At 49.1% G+C, this 23,852-nt stretch carries 23 protein-coding genes; all 23 read right to left on the reverse strand.

What is annotated here, in order from left to right; translation table 11 throughout:
- Nucleotides 1-179: 179 nt before the first annotated feature.
- The 23 genes from codY to acpP all read right to left on the reverse strand — a co-directional run bounded on the left by codY (nt 180) and on the right by acpP (nt 23,828).
- Nucleotides 180-959, reverse strand: a complete 780-nt coding sequence (gene codY / locus GIW82_RS04215) for a GTP-sensing pleiotropic transcriptional regulator CodY (protein WP_154748637.1) — start codon at nt 957-959, stop codon at nt 180-182.
- Nucleotides 960-1,045: 86 nt separating this feature from the next.
- Nucleotides 1,046-2,446: an ATP-dependent protease ATPase subunit HslU gene (gene hslU / locus GIW82_RS04220; protein ID WP_154748638.1), complete on the reverse strand. Its 1,401-nt coding sequence runs from the start codon at nt 2,444-2,446 to the stop codon at nt 1,046-1,048.
- A gap of 2 nt (nt 2,447-2,448) precedes the next feature.
- Nucleotides 2,449-2,991, reverse strand: a complete 543-nt coding sequence (hslV, locus tag GIW82_RS04225; RefSeq protein ID WP_154748639.1) for an ATP-dependent protease subunit HslV — start codon at nt 2,989-2,991, stop codon at nt 2,449-2,451.
- A gap of 13 nt (nt 2,992-3,004) precedes the next feature.
- On the reverse strand, nt 3,005-3,883 hold the full coding sequence (gene xerC, locus GIW82_RS04230) for a tyrosine recombinase XerC (RefSeq protein WP_195914002.1): 879 nt from the start codon (nt 3,881-3,883) through the stop codon (nt 3,005-3,007).
- A gap of 86 nt (nt 3,884-3,969) precedes the next feature.
- Nucleotides 3,970-5,280, reverse strand: coding sequence for an FADH(2)-oxidizing methylenetetrahydrofolate--tRNA-(uracil(54)-C(5))-methyltransferase TrmFO (trmFO, locus tag GIW82_RS04235; protein ID WP_154748641.1), 1,311 nt, complete (start codon nt 5,278-5,280; stop codon nt 3,970-3,972).
- Nucleotides 5,281-5,304: 24 nt separating this feature from the next.
- Nucleotides 5,305-7,374, reverse strand: a complete 2,070-nt coding sequence (gene topA / locus GIW82_RS04240) for a type I DNA topoisomerase (RefSeq protein ID WP_154748642.1) — start codon at nt 7,372-7,374, stop codon at nt 5,305-5,307.
- Between the two features lie 117 nt (nt 7,375-7,491).
- The gene (gene dprA, locus GIW82_RS04245) at nt 7,492-8,367 is read right to left on the reverse strand and encodes a DNA-processing protein DprA (RefSeq protein ID WP_370455996.1); all 876 of its coding nucleotides are present in this window, start codon (nt 8,365-8,367) and stop codon (nt 7,492-7,494) included.
- 106 nt (nt 8,368-8,473) lie between these two features.
- Nucleotides 8,474-9,376, reverse strand: coding sequence for a succinate--CoA ligase subunit alpha (gene sucD / locus GIW82_RS04250; protein WP_154748644.1), 903 nt, complete (start codon nt 9,374-9,376; stop codon nt 8,474-8,476).
- Between the two features lie 18 nt (nt 9,377-9,394).
- A complete protein-coding gene (gene sucC / locus GIW82_RS04255) occupies nt 9,395-10,555 on the reverse strand; it encodes an ADP-forming succinate--CoA ligase subunit beta (RefSeq protein WP_154748645.1) in 1,161 nt (386 codons plus the stop codon).
- A 616-nt stretch (nt 10,556-11,171) separates the two neighbouring features.
- Entirely contained in the window at nt 11,172-11,957 is a 786-nt protein-coding gene (locus GIW82_RS04260) for a ribonuclease HII (protein ID WP_154748646.1), read from the reverse strand.
- A 57-nt stretch (nt 11,958-12,014) separates the two neighbouring features.
- Nucleotides 12,015-12,893 (reverse strand): ribosome biogenesis GTPase YlqF, encoded by an 879-nt coding sequence (gene ylqF, locus GIW82_RS04265; protein WP_154748647.1) that lies wholly within the window; start codon nt 12,891-12,893, stop codon nt 12,015-12,017.
- A gap of 12 nt (nt 12,894-12,905) precedes the next feature.
- Entirely contained in the window at nt 12,906-13,463 is a 558-nt protein-coding gene (gene lepB / locus GIW82_RS04270; RefSeq protein ID WP_154748648.1) for a signal peptidase I, read from the reverse strand.
- A gap of 161 nt (nt 13,464-13,624) precedes the next feature.
- Nucleotides 13,625-13,969 (reverse strand): 50S ribosomal protein L19, encoded by a 345-nt coding sequence (rplS, locus tag GIW82_RS04275; protein WP_154748649.1) that lies wholly within the window; start codon nt 13,967-13,969, stop codon nt 13,625-13,627.
- A 460-nt stretch (nt 13,970-14,429) separates the two neighbouring features.
- Nucleotides 14,430-15,155 carry a tRNA (guanosine(37)-N1)-methyltransferase TrmD gene (trmD, locus tag GIW82_RS04280; RefSeq protein WP_154748650.1) on the reverse strand — a complete coding sequence of 242 codons (726 nt, stop codon included), beginning with the start codon at nt 15,153-15,155 and terminating at the stop codon, nt 14,430-14,432.
- Nucleotides 15,152-15,670, reverse strand: coding sequence for a ribosome maturation factor RimM (gene rimM / locus GIW82_RS04285; RefSeq protein WP_154748651.1), 519 nt, complete (start codon nt 15,668-15,670; stop codon nt 15,152-15,154). The genes trmD and rimM overlap by 4 nt, the downstream gene beginning before the upstream one ends.
- 78 nt (nt 15,671-15,748) lie before the next feature.
- Nucleotides 15,749-15,982: a KH domain-containing protein gene (locus GIW82_RS04290; protein WP_154748652.1), complete on the reverse strand. Its 234-nt coding sequence runs from the start codon at nt 15,980-15,982 to the stop codon at nt 15,749-15,751.
- A 12-nt stretch (nt 15,983-15,994) separates the two neighbouring features.
- A complete protein-coding gene (gene rpsP, locus GIW82_RS04295) occupies nt 15,995-16,267 on the reverse strand; it encodes a 30S ribosomal protein S16 (RefSeq protein ID WP_154748653.1) in 273 nt (90 codons plus the stop codon).
- 103 nt (nt 16,268-16,370) lie between these two features.
- Nucleotides 16,371-17,726 carry a signal recognition particle protein gene (ffh, locus tag GIW82_RS04300; RefSeq protein WP_154748654.1) on the reverse strand — a complete coding sequence of 452 codons (1,356 nt, stop codon included), beginning with the start codon at nt 17,724-17,726 and terminating at the stop codon, nt 16,371-16,373.
- Nucleotides 17,727-17,738: 12 nt separating this feature from the next.
- On the reverse strand, nt 17,739-18,062 hold the full coding sequence (locus tag GIW82_RS04305) for a putative DNA-binding protein (protein ID WP_154748655.1): 324 nt from the start codon (nt 18,060-18,062) through the stop codon (nt 17,739-17,741).
- Between the two features lie 67 nt (nt 18,063-18,129).
- On the reverse strand, nt 18,130-19,146 hold the full coding sequence (ftsY, locus tag GIW82_RS04310) for a signal recognition particle-docking protein FtsY (protein WP_154748656.1): 1,017 nt from the start codon (nt 19,144-19,146) through the stop codon (nt 18,130-18,132).
- A gap of 12 nt (nt 19,147-19,158) precedes the next feature.
- The gene (smc, locus tag GIW82_RS04315) at nt 19,159-22,707 is read right to left on the reverse strand and encodes a chromosome segregation protein SMC (protein ID WP_154748657.1); all 3,549 of its coding nucleotides are present in this window, start codon (nt 22,705-22,707) and stop codon (nt 19,159-19,161) included.
- Between the two features lies 1 nt (nt 22,708).
- Nucleotides 22,709-23,464 (reverse strand): ribonuclease III, encoded by a 756-nt coding sequence (gene rnc / locus GIW82_RS04320; RefSeq protein ID WP_154748658.1) that lies wholly within the window; start codon nt 23,462-23,464, stop codon nt 22,709-22,711.
- A 127-nt stretch (nt 23,465-23,591) separates the two neighbouring features.
- Nucleotides 23,592-23,828 (reverse strand): acyl carrier protein, encoded by a 237-nt coding sequence (acpP, locus tag GIW82_RS04325; protein ID WP_154748659.1) that lies wholly within the window; start codon nt 23,826-23,828, stop codon nt 23,592-23,594.
- Between the last annotated feature and the right edge of the window lie 24 nt (nt 23,829-23,852).

A 23,852-nucleotide genomic window follows, 5' to 3' on the forward strand; every position in this document is an offset into this window, starting at 1 on the left:
GGAGACCCCGCAGGTTGCGAAAGCGACCGATGAGGCTCAGTACCGCGTCTCCAACTCGCGATACTCTGGAATGCAGGTCAGCCTTCTATTCTCCTCCCATCTTCCATCAGAAACAAAAAAGACCGCCCCGAAGAAGTCATAGTTCATGACTTTTCGGAACGGTCCTTTAGTTTTGTGGATTAGTTCATTTTAAGCTGTTCAAGCTCAGCAAGGAATTTTTGGTTCAATACTTTGATATATGTCCCTTTCATTCCAAGTGAACGTGATTCGATAACGCCAGCACTTTCAAGTTTGCGGAGTGCGTTGACGATTACTGAACGTGTGATTCCAACACGGTCAGCGATTTTAGAAGCGACGAGAAGTCCTTCGCTGCCATCAAGTTCTTCGAAGATGTGCTCGATCGCTTCAAGCTCACTGTAAGAAAGTGACGAGATCGCCATTTGGACGACTGCTTTGCTGCGTGCTTCTTCTTCGATGCGGTCGCCTTTTTCGCGGAGGATTTCCATTCCAACCACTGTTGCACCGTACTCGCCAAGGATCAGATCGTCATCCTGGAATACGTCTTTTACACGGCCCAGAAGCAATGTTCCAAGACGCTCTCCGCCACCGTTAATTGGGACGATTGTTGTAAGACCTTCTTCGAACAGTTCGCGCTCTTCGATCGGGAAGATTGTGTGCTCGCTGTTAACGTCAAGGTTCGCAGATGTTTCTGTGACGCTCGAAAGATTTTGTGTGTACTCTGTTGGGAATTGACGTTCTTCCAACATGCCTTTCATCCGTTCGTTCTCGATCTGTTGGTTGATTGCATAGCCGAGGACTTTCCCTTTTCGGCTGACGACGAAAACGTTCGATTCGATTACTTCGCTCAACGTTTCTGCCATGTCTTTAAAGTTTACCGGTTTCCCACCAGCTTCTTGTAGCATTGCGTTAATTTGTCTTGTTTTGTCTAATAAGTTCATTGACATTTTCCTCCTACGGTAACATTAGTGTATTTATTAAATATTCTAAAGGTTTTTACTACTTAAGGGAACTGTTTTGCATCATTTTACAAAATAAATTGTGACAAATCTTTGTTCTTCGCCACATTTGCCAGCTTTTCGTCCACATACTGCGGCGTGATGTGGATTTCGGCAGGCGCAATTTCGGAAGCTTCAAAAGAAAGTTCCTCAAGGAGTCGTTCGAGAATCGTATGCAGACGACGAGCACCGATGTTATCAGTGTCCTGGTTCACTTCAAATGCGGTTTCAGCAAGTCTGACAATTGACGCATCAGTGAAGTTTATCACAATTCCTTCTGTTTTGAGAAGTTCTTTATACTGGTTAATCAGAGAATGTTTCGGCTCTGTCAAAATTTGGACGAAATCTCCCACTTCCAATTTCTGCAGTTCGACCCGGATCGGGAAGCGCCCTTGCAGTTCAGGAATGAGGTCAGAGGGCTTGGACATGTGAAATGCCCCCGCTGCTACGAATAGCATATAGTCCGTCTTGACCGCTCCATATTTTGTCGAGACCGTCGATCCTTCGACAATTGGGAGGATGTCGCGCTGTACGCCTTCTCTGGAAACATCCGCAGAGGATGAGTTGTTCTTGCTTGCGATTTTATCCATTTCATCGATGAAGATGATCCCTTGTTGCTCAGCGCGTTGAATCGCTTCAGCCGCGAGTTCTTCATCATCGATCAGCTTAGCCGATTCTTCAGCAGTGAGTAGCTTTCTCGCTTCTTTCACTTGTACACGGCGTTTCTTTTTCTTTTTCGGCATGAAGGAAGATAGCGCATCTTGCATATTAGCTCCCATTTGTTCCATTCCCGAACCTTGCAGTGCGTCAAACATGGAAGGCATACTTTCTGCCACCTCAATCGTCACCCATTGGTCTTCCAATTTCCCGGCTGCCAAATCTTCCGACAGTTCCCGACGTTTCACCCGCACTTCCACTTCCGCATTCGGATCTTCCTCTTGCTGCTGTTCACCGTTTTGACCAAAGAGCATTTCGAATGGATTTTGGGTTTGTTGTTTCTTACGAGTCGACGGGGCAAGCAGTTTGATGATCCGTTTGTTCGCAGCAGCTTGCGCCTTCTCTTTCACTTCATCGAACTTCTCTTCTTTGACGATGCGGATCGAGGCTTCAACCAAGTCACGCACCATCGATTCGACGTCGCGGCCGACATAGCCGACTTCCGTGAACTTCGTCGCTTCGACTTTGATGAACGGTGCACCGGTCAATTTGGCGATGCGCCGGGCGATTTCTGTCTTCCCTACACCGGTCGGCCCGATCATAAGAATGTTCTTCGGAATGATTTCGTCGCGGATCTCTTCATCCAGCAAGCTGCGGCGGTAGCGGTTCCGTAGTGATACGGCGATCGCGCGCTTCGCATCTTTTTGGCCAATGATGTATTTATCCAGGTGTTCCGTGATTTGACGCGGTGTTAATTGCATCTGGTTTTTCATGTTCACAGTTCCTCCAGTATGATTTGATGATTCGTGAAGACACAGATGTCGGCTGCTGTTTCAAGCGCTGACTGTGCGATTGTCGCAGCGTCCAAATTGTCTCCAGCATACTTTTTCAGTGCGCGGCCGGCCGCAAGCGCATAGTTACCACCTGACCCGATTGCAAGAATGCCGTCGTCCGGCTCGATCACTTCACCTGTACCGGAGACAAGCAGCATTGTTTCTTCGTTCATGACGATGATCATCGCCTCCAGCTGACGCAGCATCTTATCTCCGCGCCATTGTTTTGCAAGTTCTACGGCAGCGCGTTGCAAGTTGCCGTTGTACTCACCGAGCTTTCCTTCGAACATTTCGAACAAAGTGAACGCGTCCGCTACTGTTCCCGCGAATCCTGCGAGTACTTTTCCGTTGAACATTCTCCGGACTTTCTTCGCGGTATGCTTCATGACGACTGAGTTGCCGAGCGTCACTTGACCGTCACCGGACATCGCGCTTTTCCCATTGTGCTGTACTGCAAAGATCGTTGTTGAGTGAAATTGTTCCATGTATATTTTCCTCCTAGGCTCTTGGATGGGTTTTCAAGTATGTGTTGCGCAAGTGTTCTTTCGTCACGTGCGTATACACTTGTGTCGAACTGAGGTGCGAGTGGCCAAGCAATTCCTGGACCGTCCGCATGTCCGCCCCGTTATTCAACAGGTGAGTTGCAAATGTATGCCGCATCATGTGCGGGTAAATGGTGGAGTTTAGTGAAGCCTTCTTCATGCATTCGTTCAAGATGTGCCGCACACCGCGGTCCGTCAGCGCTTCCCCGCGGCTGTTGACGAACAGGAAGTCGTGTTCTTTCCGTTTCATCAACTTAGGACGAGCGGTCTCCATGTATTGTTCCAGCGCATCGTGGGCGAACTGGCCGTAAGGGATGAACCGTTCCTTCCTTCCCTTCCCCGTCACTTTGACGATCTGCACGACGCGGTCCAGGTCCTTCAGCCGGATCGCCATGCACTCACTCACCCGCATTCCTGTCGCATACAGCAATTCCACGAGTGCCCGGTTTCGTACAGTCAACGGCTCCGGTCCCTGCAAGGAATTGAATAAGGTCTCCATCTCTTCTTCATAGAAAAATTGCGGAAGCCGCTCCTCTTTTTTCGGATGGTACAACGAACGGAATGCTTCCTCACTCAAGCCGAATTCCCGGTTCGCAAAGCGGTAAAACGACCGGATAGAAGAAATTTTCCGCGACACGGTCGTCCGCGCAAGTTTCACATGATACAGCTTCGTCATATAGTTTCTTGCATGTAAATACTCGACCTCTTCGATTCTCTCGATGCCTTCACCGTGCAAAAACAGAAAAAAATCCTCCAAGTCTTTTTCATACTGGCGGATGGTGTGCTCTGAATAGTTTTTCTCAAGCTGAATATATGTTTTGAAAGATGACAGCATCTCCTGTTTGTCCAATTGAGCAGCCCTCCATTTTCAACCACAATAAAAGCCTCTAAAGTATAACAAGCTTTAGAGGCTTTTTTCAATTAAACCGTCACCGTATTCACATAATTACGAATTGCATCCAGTGCACGTTCTGCATGTTTCTCAGCACGTTCCTGCTTGGACTTGATGCGTTCACCGAGGTCGGGGAACAGTCCGAAGTTGATGTTCATCGGCTGGAAGTTTTCACCGTCAGCTTCTGTGATGTAACGAGCCATACTACCAAGCGCCGTTTCTGCAGGCAGGACCGACAACTCTTCCCCAAGTGCCAGTTTCGCTGCGTTGATGCCTGCAAGCAAGCCGCTGCCTGCAGATTCCACATATCCTTCGACCCCGGTCATTTGTCCAGCGAAGAAGATGTTTTCGTTCGCTTTCAACTGGTACGTCGGTTTCAAGACACGCGGCGAGTTGATGAACGTGTTGCGGTGCATGACACCGTAACGGACGATTTCGACGTTTTCAAGCCCTGGGATCATCCTTACCACTTCTTTTTGTGGGCCCCATTTCAAATGTGTCTGGAATCCGACAATGTTGTAAAGGGTGCCTGCAGCGTCGTCTTGGCGAAGCTGGACGACTGCATACGGGCGTTTGCCTGTTCGCGGATCTTCCAGTCCGACCGGCTTCATCGGACCGAATGTCAATGTTTTCTCTCCGCGGGCAGCCATCACTTCGATCGGCATACAGCCTTCGAAGTAAATCTCTTTTTCGAATTCTTTCAGCGGGACTACTTCCGCTTCCACTAACGCTGTGCGGAACCGATCGAACTCTTCTTTCGTCATCGGACAGTTCAAGTAAGCCGCTTCACCTTTGTCATAGCGTGATTTCAAGTACACTTTGTCCATGTCGATGCTGTCTTTCTCGATGATCGGAGCTGCAGCATCGTAGAAGTATAAGTAGTCCTGGCCAGTCAGCTCACGTACTTTTTCGGCGAGTGCCGGAGATGTCAATGGACCGGTCGCGATGATCGTGATGCCTTCCGGAATTTCCGTCACTTCTTCGTTGATGACTTCTACAAGCGGGTGGTTACGGACTTTTTCCGTGACTGCACCGGCGAATTCATGCCGGTCGACCGCAAGCGCTCCGCCAGCGGGAACCGACGCTTTGTCGGCCGCTTCGATGATGACTGAATCTAAATGGCGCATTTCTTCTTTGATGACGCCGACCGCATTCGTCAATGAATTGGCACGTAACGAGTTACTGCACACAAGCTCGGCAAATTTGTCGGTATGATGCGCTGGCGTCTGTTTGACCGGACGCATTTCATATAGCCGCACCTTCACGCCTCTTTTCGCGATCTGCCACGCTGCTTCACTGCCGGCAAGTCCGGCACCAATTACATTTACTACTTGTGTCATAGTCAAGCACCTCTTCTTTGTTCGTTATTGGACTTCTTCTTTATATTCACATTCCGTACATTGGATCTGTACGCCTTTTTTGACTTTCTTTTCGACGAGCAGCTGCTCGCATTTCGGACATGGCCGTTCGATCGGTTTGTCCCAGGAGACGAATTCACATTCCGGATAGCGGTCGCAGCCATAGAAGATGCGGCGCTTCTTGCTCTTGCGCTCGACGATTTCTCCTTCTTTGCATGTCGGACATTTCACACCGATGTATTTGACGATGGCTTTCGTGTTGCGGCATTCCGGGAAATTGCTGCATGCCATGAATTTGCCATAGCGTCCCAGTTTGTAGACCATCGCGGAGCCACATTTTTCGCAATCCTCGCCTGCCGGCTCATCTTTGATCTGGACTTTCTCCATCTCATTCTCAGCCAGCTCGACGTTTTTCTCGAAGTCTTTGTAAAACTCATCGATGACTTGCACCCATTCCTTGATGCCTTCCTCGACGCCGTCCAGATCGGACTCCATCTTGGAAGTGAATTCGATGTTGACGATGCCAGGGAAGAATTCGACGACTAAGCCGTGGACGATTTCACCGAGCTCCGTCGGAATGAAGCGTTTCGCATCCAGTGTAACATACCCGCGGCGCTGGATTGTATCAAGCGTCGGCGCATACGTAGACGGACGTCCTATTCCGAGTTCTTCCAGCGTTTTGACGAGCCGCGCTTCCGTATAACGGGGAGGTGGCTGCGTGAAATGCTGCTTCGGTTCGATATCGAGCGCTTTGACTGTATCGCCTTCTTCCATTTCCGGCAGGATGTTGTCTTTCATTTCTTCCTTATCATCCGTGCCTTCAACGTAGAGCTTCATGAAGCCTGGGAATTTCACTTGCGAGCCGTTCGCACGGAATACCGCTTCACCGTTCTGGAGCTCAGCCATGACCGTGTCCAGTACTGCTGGCGACATTTGACTCGCGACGAAGCGTTCCCATATCAATTTGTAGAGACGGTACAGATCGCGTGACAGGATGCTTTTAAGCGACTCCGGTGTGCGGCGTACGCTTGTCGGACGGACCGCTTCGTGCGCATCCTGTGATTTCGAACTCTGCTTCTTGGCCGTCGCTGTCGTCACAAACTCTTCACCGTACGTTTCGTTGACGAATGCGACCGCTTCCCCTTTCGCCGTATCCGAAATACGCGTGGAATCCGTCCGCATGTATGTGATCAAACCGGTCACGCCTTCTTTGCCGACGGAAATTCCTTCATACAATTGCTGTGCGAGCATCATCGTCTTCTTCGCTCGGAAGTTCAACTTGCGGGCAGCTTCCTGTTGGAGGGATGAAGTTGTAAACGAAGGGGAAGGATTTCTCTTTCTCTCTTTTTTCACGACGCGGTTGACTGTAAATGCGTCACCTTTGATTGTAGCCATGACTTTCTTGACGTCTTCTTCATTCTTTAATTGTAGTTTCTCATCCGGACTTCCGTAAAATGATGCTTCGAAATTCTTCGCGGATTTCTCGAATTGTCCAGTGATCGACCAGTATTCTTCCGGCTCAAAGTTCTTAATTTCGTTTTCACGATCGATGATCATGCGGAGTGCAACGGATTGTACGCGTCCCGCAGATAATCCTTTTTTGACTTTCTTCCAAAGCAGCGGACTGATGCTGTAACCGACGAGACGGTCCAGGATACGGCGCGCTTGCTGTGCATCGACGAGATCCATATCGATCGATCGCGGATTCTTAAAGGAATCCTTGATCGCATCTTTCGTGATTTCGTTGAAGACCACGCGGCATTCTGTTGAGGGATCAATGCCAAGTGCTGTAGCCAAGTGCCAAGCGATCGCCTCTCCCTCTCTGTCGGGGTCAGCCGCGAGAAATACTTTCTTCGATTTCTTCGCTTCTTTTTTCAGTTCCTGCAGGATCGGGCCTTTGCCGCGGATCGTAATATAGCGCGGCTGGTAATTATTTTCTGTATCAATTGCCATCGTACTGCGCGGCAAATCGATTAAATGACCGAGTGATGCCCGTACTTTATACTTCTTCCCTAAATAACGTTCGATTGTTTTCGCTTTAGCGGGTGACTCAACGATCACCAAATAATCCGCCATCATCTTTCCTCCCCATAGAGGTACTCGTTTCTCTTGTTGCGTTAATTAGCCTGTGCAAAATGTATAATAGATTTTCAGTTAATGCAAGGCTTTCCTTTTTCTTTCCTGTTTTCCCAATCAATTTACACGAAGTTCGGCAAGCACTTGAAAACCATTCCATACCGGCTTTGCACCTTCTTCGATCAGCTTATGCGGCCCGCCCGACAGTGGAGAAAAGATCGATCCCGGCACGGCAAAGATCTCTTTTCCATGATCCAGTGCGTGTTCGATCGTGCTCATCGTCCCACTCCGATTCTCGGCTTCCGTCACGATGATCCCTTCAGACAAGCCGCTGATGATGCGGTTCCTCATCGGGAAATGCCACTTCTCAGGCTTTACGTAAGGTGGATACTCCGTGAGACAGAGGTGACTTTCAGTGATTTCCTTGAACAGTGCATTGTTGACTGCTGGATAAGGGTGCAAGAAACCACTCCCGATCACCGCGATCGTCTGTCCGCCGAGGTCGATCGCCTGCTGATGCGCCATGGCATCTGCGCCTTTCGCCAATCCGCTGACGATTGCGAAGCCGCCTTCGACGAGCGGGGGCAAAATCGTCTCGATCGCCTTCATTGAATAAGAAGATGCTTTCCTTGATCCAATTACCGCGATTCTTCTCTTCGTCTCGAGTAATCCAATTTTCCCTTTTGCATACAGTATGATAGGCGGGTCAATCAATTCCGTCAAGCTTTTGGGATAAGCAGGGTGTAAATAGGAGATAGGTTTGATGAAGTGTTTTTCGTAGGAAGCGGTGAGCGGCATAGTGATTGCGCGGCGGTACGCCTGCAGAATACGTGCAGCTTGCGACTCCTGAGTGTTCAGGCAAAATGCGAGCTTTCGGAGTGACCAGTCCTGGAACAGCTTCAGTTCAGGATCATGCTCAAGCAGCCCTTTCCACTTGTTTAATGGGCGGGGATGTACATAATGAAATGCCAGTAGTCTTTCTTCAAAACTCATCGTCATAGAAGCCTCCTTTTTCTGAATAGAAAGTTTTTTCGAAAAGTGTACAAAAAACAGGCGGAGAGGTTCATTCGTTTCTCCGCCTGCTGCACCGATCATTGGATCAGTGAGTTTTACACTGGTCGTATAGACCTTTTTCTTTGATCACTTTGATCAACGTTTCACCGATAACCGATGGCGTATCCGCCACTTCGATACCAGCAGCGTTCATCGCTTTGATCTTGTCTGCAGCTGTACCTTTACCGCCTGAGATGATCGCACCGGCATGGCCCATGCGTTTCCCTTCAGGAGCAGTTTGTCCGCCGATGAAGCCGACAACCGGTTTCGTCATGTTCTCTTTCACCCATGCAGCTGCTTCTTCTTCAGCAGTTCCACCGATTTCACCGATCATGACAACAGCTAGTGTGTCTTCGTCTTCGTTGAACGCTTTCAATACATCGATGAAGTTCGTCCCGTTGACTGGATCTCCGCCGATACCTACAGCAGTAGATTGACCGATTCCTTCTTGTGACAACTGGTGAGTCGCTTCATACGTCAGTGTACCGGAACGTGAAACAACGCCGACATGACCTTTTTTATGGATATAACCAGGCATGATCCCGATCTTACACTCATCCGGCGTGATGACGCCAGGGCAGTTCGGACCGACAAGACGTGTCTTTTTGCCTTCCATGTAACGTTTCACTTTAACCATATCAAGTACTGGGATATGCTCAGTGATACAGATTGCCATATCAAGGTCTGCGTCCACTGCTTCCAAGATTGCATCTGCTGCAAATGGAGCTGGAACATAGATGACTGATACGTTAGCGCCTGTTGCCTTGACAGCATCTTCCACTGTGTTGAAGACTGGAACGCCTTCTGCTTCAGTGCCGCCTTTACCAGGAGTAACCCCAGCAACGATTTTCGTGCCGTATTCTAGCATTTGCTTTGTATGGAAAAGGGCAGTCGACCCTGTAATTCCTTGTACAAGCACTTTTGTGTCTTTATTAATATATACGCTCATGTTTGTCCCTGCCCTTCTTTAGCCTACAAGTTCTACGATTTTTTTCGCGCCATCGGCCATCGTGCCTGCTGCAACAATATCAAGACCGGATTCATTCAGCAATTTCTTACCAAGTTCCACGTTTGTTCCTTCAAGACGGACAACAAGTGGTACTTGCAAGCTAACTTCTTTCGCTGCTTGAATAACGCCTTCTGCGATAATGTCACACTTCATGATTCCACCGAAGATGTTGACAAAGATTCCTTTAACATTCTGGTCAGACAAGATGATTTTGAATGCCTCAGTTACTTTCTCAGCTGTCGCACCGCCCCCAACGTCAAGGAAGTTAGCGGGTGTTCCGCCGTAGTAGTTGATCGTGTCCATCGTTGCCATCGCAAGACCAGCACCGTTGACCATACAACCGATATTCCCATCAAGAGAGATGTAGCTCAAGTCATATTTAGAAGCTTCGATTTCTTTCGGATCTTCCTCATCGTAATCACGCATTTCCATGATGTCTTGATGACGGTACAATGCGTTACCATCAAAGTTGAACTTCGCATCAAGAGCTACGACTTGATCGTCACCAGTGACAACAAGTGGGTTGATCTCAACGATTGACGCGTCCTTCTCAACATACGCCTGGTAAAGGCCAAGCATCAATTTAGAAGCTTTGTTGACCAATTTCGCTGGGATGTTCATGTTGAATGCCATACGACGAGCCTGGAAACCAGACAAGCCGACAACCGGATCGATTTCTTCATAGAAAATACGCTCTGGTGTGTTAGCAGCAACTTCCTCGATGTCCATTCCGCCTTCTTCAGAACCCATCAACGTAACAAGTGAAGTTTCGCGGTCAAGAACCAGTCCAAGGTAGTACTCTTTCTTGATGTCGCTTCCCGCTTCAACGTACAAGCGTTTCACTTCTTTCCCTTCAGGACCAGTTTGGTGAGTGACTAGCACTTTCCCTAGAAGTTCCTTCGCATAAGTACGCACGTCTTCCAAGTTTTTCGCAATTTTGACCCCGCCAGCTTTGCCGCGGCCACCTGCGTGGATTTGTGCTTTAACTACGACAACATCCGTACCAAGCTCTTTTGCAGCTTTCACTGCTTCTTCAGGAGAGAACGCGACATGGCCTTCAGGAACGGCTACGCCATACTGTTTCAGGATCTGTTTTCCCTGATATTCATGGATATTCATCTTTTGTCCTCCAATCAAACGTCTATCTCATAATTTTCGTACCTCTATCATTGTAATAAACCTGACACTAAATGTCCACAGGCTCATTTTTTTATATAAGTTGAACTAATTAATTCGTATTTTTAAAGTTACAAGAAATCGCTCCAGGCGGACGCTTTCCGCGGGAGCAAGATGTTGAACGAAGGTAGTTCGGTCAACATCTTTGCGACGAAGCTAGCGAAGCGATGCAGGAGCATATCTTTGCCCTTTGAGCCTCCCAGTCCCTTCGATCCCTGCGGAGTCTCATCACTACTCTACTCCCGCAGGAGTCGCCGCCTTCCGCTTTTTCTTCTTAATGAAGTGTGGTGGCACCAGATATCACCCCTCATCATCTATGAGAAGATATGGAGTAAAACAGCGGAGACTCCTGTGGAATAGCGAAGTGTCGAGATCCACTCTGGAGAGCGTAGCGATTAAGAGTTAGCTAAGAGTGGGCTGAAGGAAGTTCAGTCCATTCTTCTGCGACGAAGCAGCGAAGCGATGCAGGAGCAAAAGCACTGGACGCGGAGCTGTTTTATGGAATATCGGAAAATCCATTTATTAATCTCAATTTATATAATTTTTCGTCCTCCACTCATCATATCTTGTCGGATAAGTTTGCATTCTTCTGCATCGACCGGATCGGTTCGAATGTTTTCCGATGGATCGGACTCGGCCCGAGCAGTTCGAGTGCCGCCAAATGAACTGCCGTCCCGTAGCCTGCATGGCGCGTGAAATCATAGCCTGGATATGTCTCGTCATACGCTTCCATTAACTGATCCCGCTCTGTCTTCGCAAGAACCGATGCAGCAGCGATTGCTAAACTTTTCGCGTCTCCTTTAATGATTGAATGACAAGGAGTCGCACTACGGAGCTGCATCGCATCAGCTAAGATTACGTCCGGCCGCACGGAAAGTGCGGCGACTGACGCTTCCATCGATTGCTTTGTCGCTTCATATATATTGAGCCGGTCGATTTCTTCCACCGATTGGATATGGACGGCGTAGCTAATCGCAACTCGTCTTACTTCATCTGCGAATGCTTCCCGCTTCACTTTCGACAATTGCTTCGAATCGTCTAAGCCGATGAGCGTTCGGCAATTTTCAGGCAAAATGACCGCTGCTGTCACGACAGGTCCTGCAAGTGGCCCGCGTCCTGCTTCATCGGTACCCGCAACCAATTGTCCTGATGCAGCGCGAAATGATGCATCGAACGCTAATTTCACCGCTAATTCATCCGCGACCTTCTGTTTTGCGAGCTGCTTGCGCTGCCATGCTCCTAGAAGCGTCTGGACGCCTTTACGCGGGTCTTCCGCGAGTTCCTGCATCCATTCCTCGTACTCTTCCGCGGCATTCAACTTCGCCCGTATTTCGCTAATACTCATCCCTTCACCCTCCAAAAAAAGCGCACAGCCAAATCGTCCCGGCTATGCGCTCTGTTGCTAGTTCTCTTCTTCAAGCTGTTCTGCAGTCATTTCGTCTTTGAAATCGAATGTCACGCGACCAAGGTGCTGGTTCCGGACATCCCGGACGATCACTTCCGCAGTCATTTCGTAATCCGTCTCACCGTTCGGATAGAGACAATGTCTCTTCTTGCCGATGATGTCGAATGTCACTGCGACGTCTTCGTCGACGTTGGCAATACCGTAACGCGCTTCTAAGCGGTCCGGGTAATGCATCTCGAAGAACTTCAGCGCATAGATTGCGAGTTCCTGCATCTGGATGACCGAGTCTTTGATTGCACCGGTCACTGCAAGCTTCAGTCCCGTCTCCGGATCTTCGAATTTCGGCCAAAGGATTCCTGGCGTATCGAGCAGTTCGATCTCTTTACCGACTTTGATCCATTGCTGGGCCTTTGTGACACCAGGCATGTTGCCGGTCTTCGCCAAGCTCTTCTTCGCCAAGCGGTTGATGAGCGTCGATTTTCCGACGTTCGGAATGCCGACGATCATCGCACGGATTGCACGCGGCTTGATGCCTCGTGCTTTCATCCGGTCGAATTTCTCTTCCAGGATTTCTTTGGACGCTTTCGTGACTGCCTGCAGCCCTTTGCCTTCCAATGAATTGAGTGCGACAGCGCGGAGGCCTTGCTCCTCAAAATACGAAATCCATTTCTTTGTTTCTTTCTCGTCCGCTGTGTCCATTTTGTTCAAAATGATCAGGCGAGGTTTTTGTTGCGTCACTTGGTCAATCATCGGATTGCGCGAGGATAGTGGAAGCCTTGCATCCACCAGTTCGAAAATGATATCGACCAGCTTCAGCTTTTCGGTAACTTCCCTCCGCGCTTTCGCCATGTGACCCGGAAACCATTGAATGGTCATTCCAAACACTCCTTATCTGACAACGCCAGCTTCTCCAACCGGCCAAAAAATAAAATTCGTACTCCCGATGATTTCATCCATTGGAACAAGCCCGATATGACGGCTATCTTTACTGTAACGGCGGTTATCCCCCATTACGAAAACAAACCCTTCCGGAATCGTGCTCTGATCGATCCGTTCTTCCAGCGTGAAATCTTCTGTCAATGTCCCGCTGATACCGATCTTGTATTCATCCAAATATGGCTCCGCTACCGCTTCGCCATTGATGTATAGTTGATCGTCCTTGTAAGCGACGTGATCACCGGGCAATCCGATAATCCGTTTGATGTAGTCTTTTTCTTCAGGCGCATGGAAGACGACGATATCGTACCGGTCAGGCTCACCGACTGTGTAGCCGATCTTGTTGACGATCATCCGGTCTCCATCCTCCAGCGTCGGCATCATGGATTCTCCATCCACTACGATAGGTGTAAAAAAGAAAAAACGGATAATCGCTGCCAAACCGAAAGCGATCAGCAATGCCTTTGACCATTCCCATAATTCATTCTTCTTCTTGACTTCTGTTTCCATAACAGTTCCTCCTACCTATGCCGTGTGTCTTCATTGTACAAGCAAAAGACGTTTTAAGCAAAAGAAAATACCGCGTCAAATCAACCTCGGACAATCACTTTTCTTCTTTTTTCAAAAAAAAAAGAAAGAGGGGAATTCCCCTCCTTCTGCAGTGTTGATGATTAGCGACGTTCTTTGATGCGTGCAGCTTTACCGCGTAGTTCACGCAAGTAGTAAAGTTTCGCACGACGGACTTTACCGCGACGAGTCACTTCAAGTTGAGCGATCTTCGGTGTGTTGACAGGGAACGTACGTTCAACGCCTACACCATAAGAGATTTTGCGGACAGTGAATGATTCGCTCACTCCGCCTCCACGACGACCGATAACGACTCCTTCATATACCTGGATCCGTTCACGTGTACCCTCGACGACTTTCACGTGTACGCGCACAGTGTCCCCAGGACGGAAGTCAGGAAGATCTGTACGGATTTGTTCTTTAGTGATTTCTGCAATAATGTTTTGCATGTTTTTCTCTCCTTCTACAGATGCTCTTGCACGCATTCTATGGCCGCAGCGGAACACCGTGATCTAGTACTTTACATAAAAGTACAGAATCCATGTTACCACTATTACCTGCTGCTTGCAAGGCTTAGATTGTAAAAAATAATTGGGATTTTGAAAATTAAGATTTTCAGTTAGAGATGGGAGATATTCCATAAAAAAAGCTACGGTTCTGGTGGTCTGGTGGACCGGTGCTCCTGCATCGCTGCGCTGCTTCGTCGCAGAAACATCGGTCGGACTACCTCCGACCAATGTTTAGCTAACTTGTGCTCACTACCTTCGCCCAAGTGGATCTCGGCACTTCGCTTAGTCCCGCAGGCAACTCCGCTTTTTTACTCCATATCTCTTCACAAAAGGTGGTGTGGGGTGACAGCTAGTATCGTCCTCACTCCGTTTAGAAAAGAATAAGAAACTTGCAGACCGCTTATCGCTCGTCCTTTAGGCGCTGGAGCACTTTTTTCTGTGCCGGAGTGAGCTCGAGTTGCTCCAGAAGGTCTGGACGGCGCTTGAGTGTCCGTTTCAACGTTTGTTCTTCCCGCCACGCATCGACACGCGCGTGGTTTCCGGATGTCAGGACGTCCGGTACCTTCCAGCCTCTGAAATCGGCTGGACGCGTGTAGTGTGGGTGTTCGAGAAGACCGGTCGAAAAGGAGTCGAGTACGGGTGAGTCAGCGTTGCCAAGTACACCTGGCAGAAGACGGACGATGCTATCGATGATCGGCAACGCCGCCATTTCCCCGCCAGTCAGAACGAAGTCGCCGACCGATAGTTCATCGGTGACGAGATGTTCGCGGATGCGTTCATCGTAGCCTTCGTAATGACCGCAAATGAAGATCAAGTCTTCTTCTGCAGAAAGCTCTTCCGCTTTTTTCTGCGTGAAACGTTCGCCTTGCGGGCAAAGAAGGATGACGCGTGGCGTACGACCTGCCGAAATCGTCTCTACAGCTTCGAATACGGGCTCCGGCTTCAAGACCATACCTGCACCGCCACCGAATGGATAATCATCGACCTGACGCTTGTTGACGGCGTATTCACGCAAGTTGTCAACATTCAATTCAACTGCGCCTTTGTCTTGCGCTTTTTTCATCATGGACGAACCGAAGACCCCTTCGAACATTTCGGGAAACAGTGTCAAGACGTTGATCCTCATTCGGACAACAGTCCTTCCATCGGATCGATGATGATTTTCTTCTCATCCGGATCCACTTGCTTCACGATGGCTTCGATATACGGGATGTAGTGTTTCTTGCCACGTTCAGGTGTCACTTCCCACACATCGTTCGCGCCTGTCTGAAGGATTTCAGTGACCTTGCCGATGTCACGGCCTTCAAGCGTGAACACTTGGCAACCGAGAATCTCGTAGTGATAGAAAGCATGTTCTTCGAGATCTTCCAGTTCGTGTTCAGATACTTTCAACATTGCATTCCGATAGCCTTCAACTTGGTTGATGTTGAAATGCCCTTCGAATGTGACAAGGTCGAAATTCTTATGCTTGCGATGGCTTGTGATTTTGACCATGATCGGCTTTTTCTCATCCGGTTTGAACAGACCCAGTTTCGAGCCGACCGCAAAGCGCTCCTCGGGGAAGTCGGTACTGGAGATCACACGCACTTCTCCGCTGATGCCATGGGTGTTGACTATTTTGCCTACGTTGAACCATTCCATAGGATACAACCTCCTTGTGATCCGCCGTCATCACTTTCTCACAAAAAAAAGAAGGAACCGGAGCTCCTTCCATTTTTGTCAATCAACGATATCGACGTAAGTTCTTTTCTTATGACGGCTCCCTGCTGCTGAATACACGATCGAACGGATAGCTTTCGCTACGCGTCCTTGCTTACCGATCACTTTCCCTGTATCTTCCTGATGCACGGAAAGCTTGTAAACGATGCGGCTCGCATTTTCCTCTTTATCGACCCGGACATGATCCGGGTGATCGACAATCGGTTTCACGATGCTTTCAATCAGCTGCTTCATAAAAAAGTCTCCTTATTTGTTCAATTTTTCGTTGTGGAATTTCTCCATGATCCCGTTTTGAGAGAACAAGTTGCGAACAGTGTCAGATGGTTTAGCGCCATCATGAAGCCATTTCAATGCTAGTTCTTCATCAATTTTCACTTCAGCTGGAACTGTCAACGGGTTGTAAGTTCCTACTGTCTGGATTTGACGGCCGTCACGTGGAGCACGTGAGTCAGCTACTACGATACGATAGAAAGGAGTTCTTTTAGCTCCCATACGTTTTAAGCGAATTTTTACTGCCATTATTAAAGCACCTCCGAATAGTTTCACACAAGATATTATATTAGCAAGCTTCTAAAGCTTTGTAAAGTATTTTTTCTTAACACCTTGATTTTTTCTGTATTTCTTACTTGAATAAGGAATCCAAGCCCGGCATTCCCATCTTCTTTTTGCCCTTCTGGTTCATGCCGGACATTTGTTTCATCATCTTCTTCATGTCATCGAATTGCTTCAATAGACGGTTGACGTCTTGGATCGACGTCCCGGATCCACGTGCAATCCGCTTCTTGCGATTGGCGTTGATGATGTCCGGTGTTACTTTTTCCTGCGCCGTCATGGATTGGATAATCGCTTCGACCCGGTCCATCTGCCCTTCATCGACTTTGGCGTTTTCCAAACCTTTGATTTTATTGGCACCCGGGATCATCTTGAGGATTTCATCAAGCGGTCCCATCTTCTTCACTTCGGACATCTGTTCGAGGAAGTCATCGAACGTGAAGGAAGAAGTACGGAACTTCTCTTCCAGTTCTTTTGCTCTCTCTTCATCGACGTTCGTCTGTGCCTTCTCGATGAGTGACAGCATATCGCCCATCCCGAGAATTCGGGAAGCCATACGCTCCGGATAGAATGCTTCGAGAGCGTCCATCTTCTCACCCATCCCGACGAACTTGATCGGCTTCTGCGTGACCGCCCGGATCGATAACGCCGCTCCGCCTCGCGTATCCCCATCAAGCTTCGTCAAGACGACTCCAGTGATGCCCACTGCTTCGTCGAAGTTCTGTGCAACGTTGACTGCATCTTGCCCTGTCATTGCATCGACGACAAGAAACACTTCGTCAGGCTCTTTCAGCCCACGGATATCTTTCAATTCCTGCATGAGGCCTTCATCGATATGAAGACGACCTGCTGTATCGATCAATACCGTGTCCAAATGTTCCGCTTTCGCGTACTCGATTGCTTGGCGTGCGATCTCGACCGGTGAAATGTCCGTTCCCTTCGAAAAGACCGGTAGCGCAAGCTGCTTGCCGATCGTCTCAAGCTGCTGGACAGCAGCCGGACGGTAAACGTCTGCAGCGACAAGGAGTGGCTTCCGGTTATGCTTCTTGCGGAGTAAGTGAGCTAACTTCCCTGTCGTCGTCGTTTTACCGGCACCTTGCAATCCGACCATCATGATGACTGTCGGCTGCTTTGTTGCGAATTCGACTTTGCTTTGTTCGCCGCCCATCAGCTCCGTCAATTCATCACGAACGATCTTGACGACTTGCTGGCCTGGCGTCAAACTCTTCATGACGTCTTCCCCGACTGCGCGCTCACTGACTTTCTTGATGAATTCCTTCATCACTTTCAAGTTGACGTCCGCTTCGATCAAGGCGAATCGAACTTCGCGCATCATTTCTTTGACGTCTGCTTCGGACACTTTCCCTTTGCCTTTGATCTTTTGGATGGTGCCTTGCAGGCGTTCGGATAATCCTTCAAATGCCATTTGTCCAGCCTCCTAATCCAATTCTTTCAATTGTTCGAGAAACTGGCGGATCCGTGCTTCGGTCGGTTCATCTTGCTCGAACTCTGCCACAAGCTCTTTCCGCTTCCCGAACTTATCGAACAATTGCAGTTTCGCTTCATATTCTTCCAGCATTGCTTCTGTACGGCGAATATTGTCATAAACCGCCTGGCGGGAAATCTCATATGCTTCTGCAATTTCCCCGAGCGAATGGTCATCCAAATAATAAAGCATCATATAGCTGCGCTGTTTCGGTGTCAGCAATTCCTGATAGAAATCGAACAAATAATTCATTCGTGTCGTTTTTTCCAAACCCATCAAAAACGCTCACCTCTTTTCCGCTACTGTCACCTTAACGGATGACAGGATAGTGTGTCAAGTGTTTTTACTTGTCTGCTTCTTCATCCTCTTTTTTATCTTCCAAAAGAAGCCCGTCAGCAAACAAGCCGTACACATATTTCTCTGGATCGAATGGCTGCAAATCCTCCATCTGCTCACCAAGTCCAACGAACTTCACTGGGATGTCGAGCTTGCGGCGGATCGCAAGGACGATCCCACCTTTCGCTGTTCCGTCAAGCTTCGTCAAGACAATCCCAGTCACATTTGTCGCTTCTTTGAACGTCTGCGCTTGAATCATCGCGTTTTGGCCAGTCGTCGCATCAAGCGCTAGCAACACTTCATGCGGCGCTCCCGGGATTTCACGGGAAATGACGCGGTGGACTTTCTCGAGCTCGCTCATCAAGTTGACTTTGTTCTGCAAACGGCCAGCCGTATCACAGATCAGGACATCGACACCGCGCGATTTCGCAGCACGGACGGCATCATACATGACCGCAGCCGGATCGGACCCTGCGCTTTGTTTGATGACATCGACGCCGACACGCTGTCCCCATACATCAAGCTGCTCGATCGCTCCAGCACGGAATGTATCACCAGCAGCAAGAAGGACGGTTTTTCCTTCACTTTTCAGACGGTGGGCAAGCTTGCCGATTGTTGTCGTCTTGCCGACACCGTTGACGCCGACGAATAGGATGACTGACAATTCATTGTCCAGCTGTAGCTCGTGCATCTGCTCTTCGCCCGATTCGTAAATTTCGACGAGCTTCTCGGAGATAACCGACAAGATTTGTGATGTATCTTTGACGTTTTGGCGCTGCACTTCGTAACGCAGCTGATCGATCAATTCCATGACCGTCTCAAAGCCGACGTCCGCTTGCAGCAAAACTTCTTCCAGCTCTTCGAAGAAATCTTCGTCGACTTTGCGGTAACGCGCGACAAGGTCGTTGATTTTCGATGTGAAGCCTGTGCGTGTTTTCGTCAGGCCTTCTTTGTATTTTTCAGTGGATTGCTCCGCTTCTTCGTTTCCAGTAAAGCGGCTTTTCAGTCTTTTAAAGAAACTCATACGATCACTCCTTTATTCTACTTCCTGCAATTTCACGGAGACGAGCTTCGAAATGCCCGATTCCTGCATCGTGATGCCGTACAGAACATCTGCCCCTTCCATCGTCCCTTTGCGGTGGGTGATGACGATGAACTGTGTATCCGCGCTGAAGCGCTTTAAGTACTGGCTGTAACGTACAACGTTCGATTCATCGAGCGCGGCTTCCACTTCATCCAGCACACAAAACGGCACCGGACGGACCTTCAGGATGGCGAACAACAAGGCAATGGCTGTCAATGCACGTTCTCCGCCCGACAGCAAGCTCAAGTGCTGCAACTTCTTGCCTGGTGGCTGGGCGATGATATCGACGCCAGTGCCAAGTAAATCTTCGGGATCCGTCAGCACTAAGTCTGCCGCTCCTCCGCCGAACAACTCGCGGAACACCACTTGGAACTGGTCGCGAATCGCACGGAACGTCTCATCGAAACGGGAAGTCATCTCCTCATCCATCTCTTCGATCAATGTGCGGAGTGTCGTCTTCGCTTCGTTCAGGTCATCGCGCTGCTCCGTCAAGAAGCGATGTCTCTCGGAGACCATATCAAATTCTTCGATGGCGTTCAAATTGACCGGACCGAGCTCTTCGATCGACTGCTTCAACAGCTTGACCTGCTTGCGGACGACGTGTTCTTCTTCTGTCATTTCGTAAGCGGCAGCATCTTTGGCAGTCATGTTGTACTGCTCTTCCAGATGCAGTTCCAAGTTCTGAATCTGCACTTCCACACGCGTCGACTTGACGTTGCACGTCTGGATCGCTTCCGTGAAGCCTTTATGAACACGCTGCGCTTCTTTCAGCTGCTCCGCAAGCTCATCCATTTGACGCTGGACGTCGCTGCGGTCTTTCTTCAGCTGTGAAAGCAGCTCTGCTGTCTGTTCTTTTCTTTTGCTCCAGTGCGCGATCTTGTCGACGACTTCTTCGTCGGCATACACTTTTGCAGCACCGTCTGACTTGAGCCATTCCAGCTCTTTTTGCAGCGCAGCAAGTTTCACTTTGCTCGCGGCAAGACGGTCGGCCAATTCCCGTTCGCTTTGCTGGAAGCGGGAGATCCGTTCTTTCGAAACGGCAAATGCAGACTTCTGATCGGCTAGCTGCGTCAAAATGGCATCGCGCATCGATGCGTCTTTTTCTTTCAGTTCGGTCATTTCATCGATTTTCGCAGTCAGTTCCGCCAAGTCCTTCTCTAGCTGGACAGCATGGCTTTGTGCAGCTTCCTGACGTTTTTCGATCGCTGTCCGGTCATCTTCTTTATGCGTTTCCTCTGCAAGGAATAATTCGTAGCGGCTCTTCGTCGTTTTCCACACCGCTTCGATTTCGCGCAAGCCGATCAACTGGTCAGCTTCTGTATTCCGGACACCCTCGCCTTCTGTACGCAGCACTTCCGCCTGCTGTTCAGCGACAGCGAGTGTCTTCTGTTCTTCCTGTACGGATTTCTCCGCGGAAAGAATGGTTTCTGCAAGGTCTGCCGCTTTCACTTTCAAGCCTTCAAGCTCAGCTTTCCGTGTGAAGAGCGACGATTGGTTCTTGCTTGCGCCCCCTGTCATCGAGCCGCCTGCGTTGATGACGTCTCCTGACAGTGTGACGACACGATAACGGCTCATGAGCGATTTCGCGATCGTCGCAGCGCCTTTCAAGTCTTTCGCAATAATGACGTTGCCTAAAAGGTTCCAGACGATCTCCTTGTGTGCGGTGTCGCTTTTCACGAGTTCCGCTGCAACCGAGACAAACGTTGGATGCTCTCTCACAGCAGCTAGCATTGATTCCGGAACCGTCCGCGCTTTCATGACGGTCATCGGCAAGAATGTCGCGCGTCCTGCTCGTTTTTCGCGGAGCAATTCGATCGCTGAACGTGCATCTTTTTCGCTCGCCGTAATGATGTGCTGACTTGCTGCGCCGAGTGCGGTTTCAATTGCTTTCGCATGCTCATTATCAGCCGTCACCATTTCCGCGACAGCTCCGATGACACCAGGCAGTTGTCCGCTTGAACGTGCTTTCAGTACTTCCCGGACACCTTGGAAGAAGCCGGAGAAATCCGCCTCAAGTTCTTCTAATGTATCGATTCGCGCAGCTAATTGCTTTTGCGATTGGTACGCTTGGAAGAGCATCGACTGCTTTTCTTCGAAGTTTTCTTTCTTCGCTTTGAAGCTGCTGTCCGCTTCACGGTACGCTGTCCGTAATTCCGCCAGGTACGCTTGTGTCGTTTCCAAATCTTTTTGTGCTTTATCTTTTTCAGCTTCCAGCTTCGTCAAAGCCGTTTCGTAGTGCGAACGTTGTGACTCAACACGGTTGCTCGTCGCAGATAACTGTTGCTTCTGCAGCTCGATGTTTTTCAATTCATTGCGGATGCCTGCCTGTTCGTTCAACAGGTCGATGTAATCCGATTTCAAGGATTCGATTTCTTTTTCAATATCCGCCGGCGATAACGTCAGCTGGCTGTTCAAGTGCTTCAGCTTGTCCGAAATAACGCCGTGCGCTGCGCGCTCTTCCTGCAATCTGTCATTTTCCTCGGAATAGCGCTTGCCAAGCGACTCAATATCCGCCTGTTCAAGCTCCAAGTTCTTCTTCAGCTGATCCGCCTGTTGCGCTGCATTGCTGCGCTTTTCGGACATGAGCAGCTTGCGGCCTTCCCACTTCTCGGTCTCAGCACTCGCTTCGACCAAAACGTTTTGATTTTCATCGATTTTTTGGTCATGCCCGCTCAGTTGCTTACGCAGCTTTTGAACGAATGTTTCCTTCTCTTCGATTGCCGCTCCGATTTCCTGCTCTTTGCCGGACAGAGCAGCCGATTCTTCTGCAAGCCCCGTCAACTCCTTTCGGAAAGCTGCTAAGTCGAATGACGTCAGAGCGAGATCCGATTCCTTCAGCTCACTGCTCATCTCTAAATAATCATGAGCAGCTGACGCTTGCATCTGGAGCGGTTCCATCCGGTCGTCGAGTTCATGGAGGATGTCGAGCACACGGCTCAAGTTCTCATCTGTCTCGTTCAGCTTCACTTCTGCTTTCCGCTTCCTTTGCTTGTACTTCAAAACACCTGCCGCTTCTTCGAAGATTGACCGGCGTCCATCTGCTTTGCTGTTAAGAATCTCATCGACACGTCCTTGCGAAATGATCGAGAACGCTTCTTTCCCAAGACCCGAATCCATGAACAGATCCGTGATGTCTTTTAGGCGACAAGGCTGCTTATTCAGCAAATAGGCACTTTCTCCACTTCGAAAAACCCTCCTCGTTACACTGATTTCACTGTAAGCGAGAGGGATCCTTTCATCCTTATTATCGAGCACCATTGTTACTTCAGCCACGTTCAAGGACTTTCTCGAATCACTTCCTGAAAAAATGACGTCTTCCATTTTTGCGCCGCGCAGGGACTTGGCGGATTGTTCGCCAAGCACCCAGCGGATTGCATCCGTTACATTACTTTTCCCGCTGCCGTTAGGACCGACAACAGCCGTGACTCCAGGGACAAAATCGATGCCGATCCGATCAGCGAACGATTTGAATCCCATGATTTCCAGACGCTTCAAAAACATGTTAATCCTCCATCGCTTCCTGCAACTTCCGAATGGCCAGCTGAGCCGCCTGCTGCTCCGCTTCTTTTTTCGAACGGCCATTTCCGATGCCTAATTCTTTTTCCGCAAGCTTTACCCGAGTAACGAATGTCCGGCTATGCGCCGGTCCTTTTTCTTCGATGATTTCGTACAATAATGCACCTTGGTTTTTTTGTTGGATCAGCTCTTGTAATTGACTTTTATAATCCATCACATGAGAAAAAGCACCGACTTCCACTTTCGGGAATAAGACAACTTCCAGGAATGACACGACAGCATCCAGTCCCTGGTCCAGATATAACGCACCGATGAACGATTCGAACACATCCGCAAGCAGTGCTGGTCGCGTCCGTCCGCCCGTCAATTCTTCGCCTTTGCCGAGCAAGATGTACTTGCCGAACCCAAGTTCATTGGCAAATAGGACAAGCGATGGTTCGCAAACGATCGCTGCACGCAGCTTGGTCATTTCGCCTTCGCTCATTTGAGGGTACTTCATGAATAAATACTGGGAGACCGACAGTTCCAAGACGGCATCGCCTAAGAATTCGAGTCGTTCGTTGTCTGTAAAGTATTTCCGCCGATGCTCATTCACATAAGATGAATGGGTAAACGCCTGATAAAGAAGGGACGGATCCGAAAATGAGATCGACAATTCCTTCTGCAATTCTTCAAAAATCGCCTTGACGCTGTCTTTCAGCGTACCTGGCTTTTGTTTATTCGGTTTTCTCTTCATCGCCATATGCATTCTGCCTTCCTCAATAACATCTTCTTTTAATTTTAACCGTTTTTCGCCTTTAGTGCAAAAATGTCAATAGACGCACAGCTACTCGTTTAAAAGCAGCTGTGCGCCAATGGAAGTTTCATCATTATTTTTGGTTTTTCTCGATGTACGTTACTGCATCGCCTACTGTAGCCATGCCTTCTGCGTCCTCATCAGAGATTTCCATATCGAATTCGTCTTCAAGTTCCATAACCAATTCCACTACATCAAGGGAATCAGCGCCAAGATCACCTGTGAATGATGCTGCAGGTTTTACTTCGCTCTCTTCTACTCCAAGACGATCCACGATTACTTTCGTTACGCGCTCTAATACTGTTGCCATTGCCGTCACCTCCCCTCAAATAGT

Origin of the sequence: Planomicrobium sp. YIM 101495, assembly GCF_009707665.1 — a bacterium.
Classification (GTDB): domain Bacteria; phylum Bacillota; class Bacilli; order Bacillales_A; family Planococcaceae; genus Planococcus.